At 40.5% G+C, this 13,485-nt stretch carries 9 protein-coding genes and 1 pseudogene; 9 read left to right on the top strand and 1 reads right to left on the bottom strand.

Going from position 1 to position 13,485, the window contains the following annotated elements:
• Nucleotides 1-79: 79 nt before the first annotated feature.
• The 9 genes from pbp2b (at nucleotide 80) to IYQ92_RS01575 (ending at nucleotide 12,444) form a co-directional block, all read left to right on the top strand.
• Nucleotides 80-2,122, top strand: coding sequence for a penicillin-binding protein PBP2B (pbp2b, locus tag IYQ92_RS01615; RefSeq protein ID WP_195675012.1), 2,043 nt, complete (start codon nucleotides 80-82; stop codon nucleotides 2,120-2,122).
• A 17-nt stretch (nucleotides 2,123-2,139) separates the two neighbouring features.
• Nucleotides 2,140-2,736, top strand: a complete 597-nt coding sequence (gene recR, locus IYQ92_RS01610; protein WP_195675011.1) for a recombination mediator RecR — start codon at nucleotides 2,140-2,142, stop codon at nucleotides 2,734-2,736.
• A gap of 154 nt (nucleotides 2,737-2,890) precedes the next feature.
• Nucleotides 2,891-3,937, top strand: coding sequence for a D-alanine--D-alanine ligase (locus IYQ92_RS01605; protein WP_195675010.1), 1,047 nt, complete (start codon nucleotides 2,891-2,893; stop codon nucleotides 3,935-3,937).
• Nucleotides 3,938-4,106: 169 nt separating this feature from the next.
• Nucleotides 4,107-5,474 carry a UDP-N-acetylmuramoyl-tripeptide--D-alanyl-D-alanine ligase gene (locus IYQ92_RS01600; RefSeq protein ID WP_195675009.1) on the top strand — a complete coding sequence of 456 codons (1,368 nt, stop codon included), beginning with the start codon at nucleotides 4,107-4,109 and terminating at the stop codon, nucleotides 5,472-5,474.
• Nucleotides 5,475-5,703: 229 nt separating this feature from the next.
• Nucleotides 5,704-7,248: a peptide chain release factor 3 gene (locus IYQ92_RS01595; RefSeq protein ID WP_195675008.1), complete on the top strand. Its 1,545-nt coding sequence runs from the start codon at nucleotides 5,704-5,706 to the stop codon at nucleotides 7,246-7,248.
• A 236-nt stretch (nucleotides 7,249-7,484) separates the two neighbouring features.
• A complete protein-coding gene (locus IYQ92_RS01590) occupies nucleotides 7,485-9,839 on the top strand; it encodes an SH3 domain-containing protein (protein ID WP_195675007.1) in 2,355 nt (784 codons plus the stop codon).
• Nucleotides 9,840-9,981: 142 nt separating this feature from the next.
• On the top strand, nucleotides 9,982-10,362 hold the full coding sequence (locus tag IYQ92_RS01585; protein ID WP_195675006.1) for a PH domain-containing protein: 381 nt from the start codon (nucleotides 9,982-9,984) through the stop codon (nucleotides 10,360-10,362).
• A gap of 31 nt (nucleotides 10,363-10,393) precedes the next feature.
• The gene (locus IYQ92_RS01580) at nucleotides 10,394-10,732 is read left to right on the top strand and encodes a hypothetical protein (RefSeq protein ID WP_195675005.1); all 339 of its coding nucleotides are present in this window, start codon (nucleotides 10,394-10,396) and stop codon (nucleotides 10,730-10,732) included.
• A gap of 128 nt (nucleotides 10,733-10,860) precedes the next feature.
• Nucleotides 10,861-12,444 carry a DEAD/DEAH box helicase gene (locus tag IYQ92_RS01575; protein WP_195675004.1) on the top strand — a complete coding sequence of 528 codons (1,584 nt, stop codon included), beginning with the start codon at nucleotides 10,861-10,863 and terminating at the stop codon, nucleotides 12,442-12,444.
• A gap of 98 nt (nucleotides 12,445-12,542) precedes the next feature.
• On the opposite strand, the pseudogene IYQ92_RS01570 reads toward IYQ92_RS01575, so the two are convergent.
• Nucleotides 12,543-13,383: pseudogene (locus tag IYQ92_RS01570) on the bottom strand (transposase).
• Nucleotides 13,384-13,485 lie beyond the last annotated feature (102 nt).

Raw genomic sequence — 13,485 nt, 5'->3', positions numbered from 1 at the left:
ATGATTTTACGATTTGTGTGACAGTTCCATTTGATTTTGTGATAAAATAGAAGTCAGAGTTTTTTAAAACGAGGGTGACATGTCTAGAAGATTTAAGTGGCGAAAGCTAGTAATTGAAAAGCAAAAAGTGAGTATTTCAAGACGGATCAACTTGCTATTTTTTATTGTGGTGAGTCTATTTACCATATTAGTACTGCGATTAGCTTATATGCAAATTCAGCATCAAGAATTTTATAAAAAGAAATTGACAGCTTTGACGACTTATACGGTCAAATCCTCGGGAGCTCGTGGGCAAATTTATGATGCTAAGGGTGTTGCTCTGGTGGAAAATGAGGAGAAGCCAGTGGTCGCTTTTACGCGTAGCAACACGATGACAGCAGAGGATATTAAAAAAATCGGTAAGAAATTATCGGCCTATGTCGATTTAACAGAGACAACAGTGACTGATCGTCAAAAACGTGATTATTATTTGGCTGATTCTAGTGTCTATAAAAAAGTTGTTGCATCATTACCAAGAAGTAAAAAATACGACAACTATGGCAATTCTTTAACCGAGTCAACTATCTATTCAAACGCTGTCGCTGCGGTATCGGATGATAAAGTGAATTACTCTGATGATGAGTTAAAATTGGTTCACTTGTTTAGTGAAATGAATGCGGCAACGACCTTTGGGATGGTCAAATTAACCACAGCTGATTTATCGGAAGACCAGATTGCCTACATCACGGCCAATAAGTACAAATTTGATGGGATTTCTATCACAACCAAATGGAATCGTAAGGATGTCGATAGCTCTCTGTCAGATGTTATTGGTACCTTGTCTACTGAAAAAACAGGCTTGCCTAAGGAAGAAGCGAAAGCCTATTTGAAAAAGGGCTATTCCCTCAATGACCGTGTCGGAACATCCTATCTAGAAAAGCAATACGAGTCAGATTTGCAAGGTAAGCGCACTGTGCGTAAAATTACGGTTAACAAAAAAGGCAAAATCACGAGCGATAAAACCACTTCTGAAGGTGGCAAAGGCGACAATCTTAAGCTGACTATCGATTTAAAATACCAAGAAGCAGTTGAAAATATTTTGAAGCAATATTTTAGTTCAGAATTGTCAAGTGGCAGGGCGACTTACTCAGAAGGCGTGTATGCTGTCGCTTTAGAACCATCGACAGGAAAAGTATTGGCGATTGCTGGCTTGAAAAATAAGGACGGCCAAACTGAAGCTGATAATCTGGGGACCATCACCGACAACTTCACCCCTGGTTCAGTTGTCAAGGGGGCAACGATTTCGTCTGGCTGGGAAAATAATGCCCTTTCAGGAAATGAAGTCCTCTATGACCAAGAAATTGCGGGTATTAAGTCTTGGTTTACAAGCGGTTTAACACCAATTTCTGCTGTTCAGGCCTTGGAATATTCTTCAAATACTTACATGGTTCAGATTGCCCTTCGCATGATGGGACAAGACTACAAGACTGGTGATTCATTGATGACGGGCGACTACAAAAAAGCAATGAAGGCTCTTCGTGCGACCTATGCTGAATATGGTCTAGGGACTAATACTGGCTTGGACCTACCAGAATCTGAAGGTTATAGCCCATCTGATTATAGCCTCAGCAGTACTTTGATGGAATCCTTTGGGCAGTTTGATGCTTATACCCCAATGCAGTTGGCTCAGTACATCTCGACAGTTGCCAATGGAGGAACTCGTATTTCACCACATATTGTTGACGGTGTTTATTCCAGCTCAGATGATGGCGGTTTAGGGAATCTTGTTCGTCAAGTGACAGGGGAAAAATTGAATCAAGTCAATATCTCAGCAGACGAGATTGGAATTATCCAAAATGGTTTCTACAATGTGGTTAATAGTAGTAGTGGCTATGCTACAGGTACAACGATGAGGAGCTCAGTAACAACCATTAGCGGTAAAACTGGTACAGCTGAAACTTATGCTAAGAACAGCTCAGGTGATTCGGTGTCTACTTACAATTTGAACGCTATAGCCTATGATACTAATAAAAAAATCGCTGTTGCTGTCATGTACCCACACGTTACAACAGACGATACCAAAGTCCATCAAAATATTGCCCGAGATATGATTGACACTTATGTGTCCAATTTCGCAAATTAAAGAAGAAAGGTGATAACATGCTTTATCCAAGTCCAATTGCAAAATTGATTGATAGTTTTTCAAAATTACCAGGTATTGGCATTAAAACAGCTACCCGCCTAGCTTTTTACACCATCGGCATGAGTGATGAGGATGTCAATGAATTTGCCAAAAATCTACTGGCAGCTAAACGTGAGTTGACTTATTGCTCAATTTGTGGAAATTTGACAGACGAAGACCCTTGTCAAATCTGTACCAGCGATAGTCGTGACCGCTCAACAATTCTTGTTGTAGAGGACAGTAAGGATGTCTCTGCTATGGAGAAAATCCAAGAATACCATGGCTTGTATCATGTTTTGCACGGCTTGATTTCCCCTATGAATGGGGTCGGTCCTGATGATATCAACCTCAAATCGTTGATTACCCGCCTGATGGATAGCGAAGTCTCAGAGGTCATCGTGGCAACTAACGCAACAGCTGATGGTGAAGCGACTTCTATGTATATTTCACGCGTCTTGAAACCTGCTGGAATCAAGGTTACCCGCCTTGCTAGGGGGCTAGCAGTCGGTTCAGATATTGAATATGCTGATGAAGTAACCCTGCTTCGCGCTATCGAAAATCGTACAGAATTATAGAAAATAGGTGCTCAGCGCCTATTTTTTTAATAACAGTCAGCTCTAGTGAATATTTTTACTGTTTGTGATAGTTGTTACAAAGGATTTTTGAAACTTTTATCAAAATGTGGTATGATATTAGAGCAAATTTAGTTTGAAAGAAAAGAGAATTACCATGTCTAAAGAAACACTTGTCTTGCTTTACGGTGGGCGTTCTGCTGAACGCGAAGTGTCAGTTTTGTCAGCTGAAAGCGTCATGCGTGCCGTTAATTACGATAAATTCTTTGTGAAAACCTATTTTATTACACAAAATGGTCAATTTGTTAAAACTCAAGAATTTGATACAGTACCGTCAGTTGATGAAAAATTGATGACAAATGCCACTGTTGATTTGTCAAAAGCAATTCGTCCGAGTGATATTTATGAGGAAGGAGCGGTCGTTTTCCCGGTTCTTCATGGTCCAATGGGAGAAGATGGTTCTATCCAAGGCTTCCTTGAAGTCCTTAAAATGCCTTACGTTGGGACAAATATCTTGTCATCAAGTGTAGCTATGGATAAAATTGCAACTAAACATGTCCTTGAAAGTTCTGGTGTGCCACAGGTTGCTTATGTGACTTACGTTGAAGGTAGCAATTTAGATGCAACGATTGCTAAAGCCAATACGGAATTGACTTATCCATTGTTTGTTAAGCCTGCTAATATGGGTTCTTCAGTTGGTATTTCAAAAGCTGATGACGAAGCGGGTCTCCGCTCTGCCATTGCGCTTGCGCTCAAATACGATAGCCGTATCTTAATCGAACAAGGTGTCAACGCTCGTGAGATTGAGGTTGGTATTTTGGGAAATACTGACGTGAAAACAACTCTTCCTGGAGAAGTCGTCAAGGATGTGGCCTTCTATGATTACGATGCCAAATATATCGATAACAAGATTACCATGGACATCCCTGCGAAGATTGATGAGGCTGTCATGGCAGAAATGCGTAATTATGCAGCTATTGCCTTCCGTGCTATTGGTGGTTGCGGTTTGTCACGCTGTGATTTCTTCCTGACAGAAGATGGTAATATTTACCTCAATGAGTTGAACACCATGCCCGGTTTCACTCAATGGTCAATGTACCCACTCCTTTGGGAAAATATGGGACTTAGCTATTCAGACTTGATTGAAAAGCTAGTTGACCTTGCCAAAGAAATGTTTGAAAAACGTGAAAGTCATTTGATTTAAAAGAATTCAATAATGAAGTTGAAGACTCGGTTCTGTATGGAGCGGGTCTTTTCCTATCTGAATGATTAAGTTCAGTAGATCTATACTGATAAAATATGTTATAATTGACTTATCTTACCGTTTTATAGATTTCCAGTTTTGGGATAAGAATACAAAAGAAGGATAAAAGATGAAATTAAGTTTGCATGAAGTTGCCAAGGCTGTTGGCGCAAAAAATCAAATCTCGGAATTTGATGACGTTCCTCTGAGTCAGATTGAATTTGATAGTCGCAAGATTCAGGCGGGAGATTTATTCCTACCTTTGAAGGGTGTACGTGATGGTCATGATTTTATCACGACTGCTTTTGAAAATGGAGCAGTAGCAACATTCTCTGAAAAAGAATTAGCAGGTGTCCCTTATATCTGGGTTGATGACAGCCTAAAAGCTTTTCAAGATTTAGCAGCTTATTATATTGAAAAAATGCGCGTGGATGTTGTGGCGGTCACGGGTTCTAATGGGAAAACGACGACTAAGGACATGATTGCAGCTATCCTTGCAACGACTTACAAAACTTATAAAACACAGGGCAATTACAACAATGAAATTGGTCTTCCTTATACGGTGCTCCATATGCCAGAAGACACTGAAAAAATCGTTCTTGAAATGGGACAGGACCATCTCGGTGATATTCATCTTTTGTCTGAAATTGCCAAGCCCCACATTGCAGTGGTGACCTTGATTGGCGAAGCGCACCTAGAATTCTTTGGTAGCCGTGAAAAAATCGCTCAAGGAAAAATGCAAATCGTGGACGGTATGGACTCAGATGGTATTTTGATTGTTCCAGGCGACAGCATTGTTGACCCCTATCTTCCTGAAAATCAAATGGTCATTCGCTTCGGGGATGGGCAAGAGTTGATGGTTACAGAACTCGAGGAAAGAAAAGATTCATTGACTTTCCGAACAAATGTTATCGACCGTCAGTTGACCCTTCCCGTCCCAGGAAAATACAATGCCACAAACGCTATGGTAGCAAGTTATGTCGGAAAACTACTGGCTGTCTCTGATGATGATATTGCTGACGCTTTGGAGAACATTGAGCTGACCCGCAACCGCACAGAATGGAAGAAAGCGGCAAATGGTGCAGACATTCTGTCAGACGTTTATAATGCCAATCCAACAGCCATGAAGCTGATTTTAGAAACTTTCTCTGCTATCCCAAATAATGAAGGTGGCAAGAAAATTGCTGTACTGGCAGACATGAAAGAACTAGGAGAAGCTTCAGTCAATCTTCATAATCAAATGATTATGAGCTTACGCCCAGATGTTATTGACACATTGATTTGTTACGGAAAAGATATCCAAGACTTATCACAACTAGCTAGTCAAATGTTTCCAATTGGAAAAGTTTATTTCTTCAAGAAAAATGAAGAAGAGGATCGATTTGATGACCTTCTCAGCCAAATTCGCGAAGTTTTGGGAGAACATGACCAAATTCTCTTAAAAGGCTCAAATTCAATGAATCTATCAGCTATTGTAGATGCCTTGGTTGAAAATTAGTATTAAACGTGAGATTAGCTTGCTCACGTTTTTTTTAATTTTTAAGGTACTGCGCCAGCTTTTTCACCGTGGATAATGATTGAAAAAAGCCCCTAAATTCGTTATAATAGTAAAGTTAGAGACAGTGCCTCTATTTTTTATTGTCACGAAATAGGAATGACCAATGTAAAAAGAAAAGTAGCTATTTATCTGTAAAAAGCTCTGCTATTATCAAAAAAAGGAAAAGAAAATGACATTACAAGATGAAATTAAAAAACGCCGTACTTTTGCCATCATCTCTCACCCGGATGCTGGTAAAACGACGATTACTGAACAATTACTTTACTTCGGGGGCGAAATCCGCGAAGCGGGTACTGTTAAAGGGAAAAAGACAGGGAACTTTGCTAAATCTGACTGGATGGATATTGAAAAGCAACGTGGTATCTCCGTTACTTCATCAGTGATGCAATTTGATTATGCTGGAAAACGTGTCAATATCCTTGATACACCAGGGCACGAGGACTTCTCTGAAGATACTTACCGTACGCTAATGGCGGTGGACGCTGCGGTCATGGTTGTCGACTCTGCCAAGGGTATTGAAGCGCAGACCAAAAAACTTTTTGAAGTTGTTAAACACCGCAACATCCCAGTTTTCACTTTCATTAACAAATTGGACCGTGATGGTCGTGAGCCTCTTGATTTGTTGGAAGAATTGGAAGAAGTGCTTGGTATTGCAAGTTATCCAATGAATTGGCCAATTGGGATGGGAAAAGCTTTTGAAGGACTTTACGATTTGTACAACAAACGTTTGGAACTTTACAAAGGCGATGAACGTTTTGCAGCACTTGAAGCTGGTGATGAATTATTTGCTAACAACCCATTCTACCAACAAGTTTTGGAAGATGTTGAATTGTTAGAAGAAGCAGGTAATGAGTTCTCAGAACAAGCTATCTTGGATGGTAATTTGACACCAGTATTCTTCGGTTCAGCCCTTACAAACTTTGGGGTACAAACTTTCCTTGACACCTTCTTGGAATTCGCGCCAGAACCTCACGGTCACAAAACGACAGAGGGTGACATGATTGACCCGCTTGATAAAGATTTTTCAGGTTTTGTCTTTAAAATCCAAGCCAACATGGACCCACGCCACCGTGACCGTATCGCCTTCGTTCGTATTGTCTCTGGTGAATTTGAACGTGGGATGAGCGTGAATTTGACCCGCACGGGTAAGGGGGCTAAGCTATCAAACGTGACTCAGTTCATGGCTGAGAGTCGCGAAAATGTAAGCAATGCTGTTGCAGGTGACATCATCGGAGTCTATGATACGGGGACTTACCAAGTTGGCGACACGCTTACTGTCGGAAAAAATAAATTTGAATTCGAACCACTGCCAACCTTCACACCAGAATTGTTCATGAAAGTTTCTGCTAAAAACGTCATGAAACAAAAATCCTTCCATAAAGGAATCGAACAATTGGTACAAGAAGGAGCTATCCAGCTTTATAGAAACTACCAAACAGGCGAATACATGCTTGGTGCTGTTGGTCAACTTCAGTTTGAAGTCTTCAAGCACCGTATGGAAGGTGAGTACAACGCAGAAGTTGTCATGACACCAATGGGTAAAAAGACGGTTCGCTGGATTAGTCCAAATGATTTGGATGAGCGCATGTCTTCAAGCCGTAATATTTTAGCTAAAGACCGCTTTGACCAACCAGTCTTCTTGTTTGAAAATGATTTTGCTCTCCGTTGGTTTGCTGATAAATATCCTGATGTTAAACTAGAAGAAAAAATGTAATAATTGACACCTTTTTGTCACAATAAAGTGATTTAAAAGGTGTTTTTTAGTTGCAAATGTTATTTAGTATATGACAATTTAGCTTAAAAACGAAATAAAGATGACAAAATATTACAAAAGTGTTGCAAAATATTCTAAAAGCGTTACAATAAAACCATAAAGAAATAGAAAACGATTTAGGAACTTGCCAAATCATTTTCAACAGATGATTAGTAAGTTTAGGAAGTGTGATTAAGATGATGAAAACAAAAGGATATAACCACCAAGAACAACGTTACTCAATTCGTAAATATTCAATTGGTGCTGCTTCAGTATTGATTGGTTGTGTGATGTTTGCCAATTCTCCACTTGTTTCTGCAGACGAAGTAACAACAAATACCGTCTCAACCTGGGTTCCTGGTTTAGTGGATAGTAATCAAGCACAAGCTGATACTAATAATATCATTGTCAGCACTAAGGAAAAAACACCAGCAGAAGTTACTAGCACAAGTAGCGCAGCAGTTGTTACTGATAATACTACTGAATCAACTACTACAGAAACTAAATCTGCACCAGCTAAAGAGGATGTACCTACAGAAACTGTGACATCAGAACCAGTTGAAGCAAAAACACCAGCAACAGAAGTTACTACCACTACAGCGAAATCTAGTGAACTTCCAGAAGTTTCAGCGGACACAACAGTAGAATCTACAGCAACAGAGACTGTTGACCCTAAGACAATTTCTAGCACATCGGCTGATACACTAGCAACAAGCAAAGTTGTTACAAGCACTCTCCCAGCGCAAGGAACCTATGTTTTCACAAAGCGTACAGAAGTCAAAAATGCTGCCAATATGAGCCAACCAACTGTCTTTTATTTCAACGAAGGCGACAGCGTTAACTACGACAAGGTTGTCAATGAAGATAACCACACTTGGGTCAGCTATCGTTCATACAGCGGTACTCGTCGCTACGCTCCCATTGCAGAGCTAAAAACAGCAATCCAAGAAAGTCCAACCATTACAGATAAAACAACCAAAGATAGCAATCTTCCTGATAAAGGAAAATACATTTTTGTTGAAAAAGCTGCTATTAAAAACGAACCAAAAACATCAAGTCCAACCATCTACTATTATGACAAGGGTGAATCTGTTAATTATGACAAGGTTTTAACAGCGGATAGCCATCAATGGATTTCTTACGTGTCTTACAACGGTACACGTCGTTACATTTCTGTTGGGGAAGCGAAAGCTCAAGTATCTTCTGATGCTAAAGCGCCAGCTATTACTACGACAGATAAAAAAGAAGAAACTCTTCCAAGTAGCGGTAGCTATGTGACAACTGACCGTACTGCTGTTCGTAATGATGCTAAGATGGATAGTCCAGTCGCTTTCTATCTAAACAAGGGCGACAAGATTAATTATGACAAAGTTTTGACAGCGAACAATCATTCATGGATTTCTTACGTGTCATACAGTGGTACTCGCCGTTACATCGCTCTTGAAAAAGCAACTGTAGCTAAGGATACGACTAAAGATGTGGTTAGCACACCTGTTAAACAAGCAACTACAGGTACTATTACCATTCAAAATCAATCTGATAAGGGCTTTGATGTTCGTGTAACAGATGTTTACAATAAAGATGGTATTTCAGAAGTCAAAGTGCCTGTTTGGTCAGAAGTTGGTGGACAAGATGACCTTATCTGGTACACAGCTAGCAAACAAGCCGACGGTTCTTATCAAACAAGTGTCAAAGTGAGTGATCACAAAGGTGACTTAGGTGTTTACAATGTTCATCTTTACTACGATCAACCAAATGGTCAATTGAAAGGTGTCACTGGTCGCCAAGTGACATTGGAAACTAAGGCAGAAACAAAACCTATTACTGAAACAACCCTTCCAGCGAGCGGTACTTATACCTTTACTGAAAGAACAAGTATTAAGGCAGAAGCAAAAGTTACTTCTCCAGAACTCGCTTACTACGATAAAGGTGACAAAGTCAACTATGATAAAGTAGTCAAAGCTGACGGTTATCAATGGATTTCATACATAAGTTATAGCGGTGCTCGCCGTTATCTTCCTGTTGTTAAATTAGCAACGGAATCGGCGAAGACAAGTGATACAACTACAAAAACAGCGACTGAAGCAACAGCGCAAGCAGTGACATCTAATCTTCCAGCAAGCGGCACTTATACCTTTACAAAAACGGTTGATGTGAAATCAGAAGCTAAAATGGCTAGCGCGACTGAATTTAATTTCCAAAAAGGGGAAACAATCAATTATGACCAAGTACTTGTAGCTGATAATCATGAATGGATTTCATATAAGAGCTATAGTGGTACTCGTCGTTACATTCCGGTAGCTACTGTTTCAGCTAGTCAAGCATCAGCTAGACCTGCCGAAACCGCTAAAGCTAGCCTTCCAGCAAGTGGTAGCTACACTATGACAAAACACTCTGCTATTGTTAACAACCCAAGTAAATCTGCTGATGTAGTTGCTTACTACAATGCTGGCGACAAGGTTAACTATGATAAAGTTATTAGTAGAGATGGGGCACAATGGATTAGCTATATCAGTAATTCAGGCGTTCGTCGTTATATTAATGTTGCTTAATGCGTTAGGAAACTAGCGATTAAGATAGATATCTTGCCTAGCAAGATGGAGGTTCTTATCAAGAAGGTGCAGGGAACAAGTTTTCCTGTGCTTTTTCTTTGGCTTTTGGGTATAATGAAGAAAAAACATAGGAGGTGCTGATATGGGACTATTTTCAGGGATGATTGGTAATGCGTCACAGCATGACAATGATAAGGTGGAGCGTCAGCTGGAGGATATTCTGATTCCAGATGAGCAGGTTAATCTGGCTTTTATTTTGGTGCGGGATTTGATTGTCTTTACAGATTATCGTTTGATTTTGGTGGATAAGCAGGGGGTGACTGGGAAGAAGACTTCTTACAAATCTTTACCTTATCGGTCTATTTCGCGATTTACGGTAGAGACTTCGGGACATCTTGATTTGGATGCGAAATTGAAAATTTGGATTTCATCGGCAGCAGAGCCAGCTGAAGTTTTGCAGTTTAATAGTGACCATAACGTGGTGGAAATTCAGCAGGCACTTGCTGAAGCTGTTTTGCGGTAATCAAATTGAGGTTTAGGGGATGGGAAAGAAGATGACAAACGTTGTTTGGGTGATGACTGGGCTAGCTTGGTTGACATTAGTCATTGCTATGGTTGGTCATCTGGCTTTCCCAAAGGTGTTTTTGACCGTGCTTGCTCTATTGACTGGGTTATTTTATCTTTTTGTTGTAATGGTTGGTTTGATGCGTTTTCGGGTGGCTTCTATTGAGCGAAGGCGCAAGCGCTATGGGATTGTGCTTATTTTGGAGATTGGGGTTTTATGTCGCATGGTTAGCTTGATGATTAGACAGAACCAGGAATTAGTGTTTAGTTTGATTTTGGCTTTTGTCTTGGGCTTGCTGGTGTTTAGCGCAGCTTATTATCCTAAATAAAAACCTTTTCACAACTTATTTTCTATCTTTTTAGTTTTAATTGTGTTACACTAGTTAGGTTGTTAATAAAGACAATGAATAAAGGCTTATAAGACAGCTTCGCACTGTCTTTTAGAAAAGAGAAACATTTGAAATTTACAGAACTTAACTTATCGCAAGATATTCTTTCAGCGGTAGAAAAAGCAGGCTTTGTTGAGCCATCTCCAATTCAAGAAATGACCATTCCACTCGCCCTCAAAGGTAAGGATGTTATCGGTCAAGCGCAAACGGGTACTGGTAAAACAGCTGCCTTTGGGTTGCCAACTCTAAATAAAATTCATACTGAAGATAATACTATTCAAGCACTTGTCATTGCGCCTACTCGTGAATTGGCTGTGCAGTCTCAAGAGGAACTTTTCCGTTTTGGTCGTGATAAGGGTGTTAAAGTACGCTCTGTTTACGGTGGTTCTAGCATTGAAAAACAAATCAAGGCGCTTCGTTCAGGTGCTCATATCGTTGTGGGGACACCGGGTCGCTTGCTTGACTTGATTAAACGCAAGGCGCTTAAACTTAATCATGTTGAGACTTTGATTTTGGATGAAGCGGATGAAATGCTTAACATGGGCTTCCTTGAAGATATTGAAGCTATCATCAGCCGTGTGCCAGAAACACGTCAAACCCTTCTTTTCTCAGCAACGATGCCAGATGCTATCAAACGTATCGGTGTGCAGTTCATGAAAGAGCCTGAGCATGTGAAAATTGCGGCTAAGGAATTGACAACGGACTTGGTTGACCAATATTATATCCGTGTCAAAGAACAAGAAAAATTTGATACCATGACGCGTCTTATGGATGTTGACCAACCAGAGCTGTCTATCGTTTTTGGACGTACCAAACGTCGTGTTGATGAATTGACCCGCGGACTTAAGTTACGTGGTTACCGTGCAGAAGGTATCCACGGAGACCTTGACCAAGGCAAACGTCTTCGTGTTCTTCGTGATTTTAAAAATGATAACCTTGATATCTTGGTTGCAACAGATGTGGCGGCGCGTGGTTTGGATATTTCAGGTGTGACTCACGTCTACAACTACGATATTCCACAAGACCCTGAAAGTTATGTTCACCGTATCGGTCGTACCGGTCGTGCTGGTAAACATGGTCAATCAATCACCTTCGTGTCACCAAACGAAATGGGTTACTTGGCTATCATTGAGAACTTGACTAAGAAGCGCATGAAAGGTCTTAAGCCAGCGACTGCTGAAGAGGCTTTCCAAGCTAAGAAAAAAGTGGCTCTTGCTAAAATCGAACGTGATTTTGCGGACGAAGCCATTCGTGCTAACTTTGACAAATTCAAGGGTGACGCGGTTAAATTGGCTGCGGAATTCACTCCGGAAGAGTTGGCTTTGTATGTTTTGAGCTTGACTGTCCAAGACCCAGATACACTTCCAGAAGTGGAAATTGCACGTGAAAAACCATTACCATTCAAACCATCAGGCGGTGGCTTCCAAGGTAAAGGTGGTCGTAATAATCGTGGTGGTGACCGTCGTCGTAATGACCGAGGAAATCGTCGTGGCGGACGTGATGGTAATGATCGCAACGGTGACCGTCGTGATTTCAAACGTACCTCAAACAAGAACCGTAGGGATTTTGAAAACAAAGAAAATCGTCGACCACACCGCACTTCAAGTGAGAAGAAAAACGGCTTTGTTATCCGTAACAAAGGCGACAAATAATAATGATATAACATGGAAATAAGCATCTAATTCAGGTGCTTATTTGTTTTGTTGCCTATTAACTTGGCTCATTGTCAACTGTAGTGGGTGACTTATCACTAACATCTAGAGAGAATCAGATTGGTTCTCTCTATTTTGATGTTCAAAGCGATGAGAATTTTTGTTTTAAAGTTTTTGAAGTTTCGAAAGCCGAAAGCTTGACGCTTAATGTCCTTGATGAGTTTGTTAGTGGCTTCTAGCTTAGCGTTAGAATAAGGGAGCTCCAGGGCGTTTGCGATGTAGGATTTGTATTTCTTGAAGGTCTTAAAGACAGCGGTAAATATAGGATTGACAAAGGGAAGGTTGTCGTCAATCAGTGCCATAAAATGGTCGGTATTCTTCTCTTGAAAATGGAATAATAAGAGTTGATACAAGTCATAATAATAGCGGAGTTCGTCCGATAAATCTAGAATTTTCTTAACAATTTCTTTCGGAGTCAAGGTTTGCCTAAAGGTTCGTGAATAAAAGCGTTTGTCAGAAAGTTTGTGACTGTCTTTCTGGAGTATTTTCCAGTGATTTTTCATAGCTCGATAAGGGAGAGAATGCTTGTCAAAGGTCTTCATCATGGCAATTCTGGTCGCTATCATAGCCTTGCCAAGGTGTTGGACGATATGGAAGCGGTCGAGCACGATTTTAGCTTTGGGGAGTGAAACAGTCTGGGGAGAGACTGTTTCAGCCTGAGCCTAAAAATAGGAGAGCGAAGGGTCTTAGGATTGGAATAGTAGAAGCTCGTTGAAAGTCATACTTGCTCATCTGACTTTTGCAGTGAGGGCAGAGTGGAGGCTGATAGTCTAGGCTAGCCTCAATCGTGATGTGGGTATCAGCCTTAAAAACCGTCTTGATTTTGATATTTTTGTCTTTTAATCCGATGAGTTCTGTGGTATTCTTAAGCTGTTCCATAAGGTCTTCCTAATGATGGTTTAGTCGCTTTTCATTATAAGTCTTATGGAGCTTTTTTGCTACACTGAAAAAGCCCCATAATCTCTGTGGTGGATTTACCCA

Source organism: Streptococcus sp. HF-1907 (assembly GCF_015594605.1).
GTDB lineage: Bacteria > Bacillota > Bacilli > Lactobacillales > Streptococcaceae > Streptococcus.
The sequence above is the reverse complement of the archived record's forward strand: the minus strand, read 5'-3'. Positions and strand labels throughout refer to the sequence as shown.

What these genes read in the sequence shown, in the direction of transcription:
- IYQ92_RS01605 (WP_195675010.1), top strand. Translation starts at nt 2,891, where the DNA reads ATGTCTAAAGAAACACTTGTCTTGCTTTACGGTGGGCGTTCTGCTGAA.
- recR (WP_195675011.1), top strand. Translation starts at nt 2,140, where the DNA reads ATGCTTTATCCAAGTCCAATTGCAAAATTGATTGATAGTTTTTCAAAA.
- IYQ92_RS01600 (WP_195675009.1), top strand. Translation starts at nt 4,107, where the DNA reads ATGAAATTAAGTTTGCATGAAGTTGCCAAGGCTGTTGGCGCAAAAAAT.
- IYQ92_RS01595 (WP_195675008.1), top strand. Translation starts at nt 5,704, where the DNA reads ATGACATTACAAGATGAAATTAAAAAACGCCGTACTTTTGCCATCATC.
- IYQ92_RS01585 (WP_195675006.1), top strand. Translation starts at nt 9,982, where the DNA reads ATGGGACTATTTTCAGGGATGATTGGTAATGCGTCACAGCATGACAAT.
- IYQ92_RS01590 (WP_195675007.1), top strand. Translation starts at nt 7,485, where the DNA reads ATGATGAAAACAAAAGGATATAACCACCAAGAACAACGTTACTCAATT.
- IYQ92_RS01580 (WP_195675005.1), top strand. Translation starts at nt 10,394, where the DNA reads ATGACAAACGTTGTTTGGGTGATGACTGGGCTAGCTTGGTTGACATTA.
- pbp2b (WP_195675012.1), top strand. Translation starts at nt 80, where the DNA reads ATGTCTAGAAGATTTAAGTGGCGAAAGCTAGTAATTGAAAAGCAAAAA.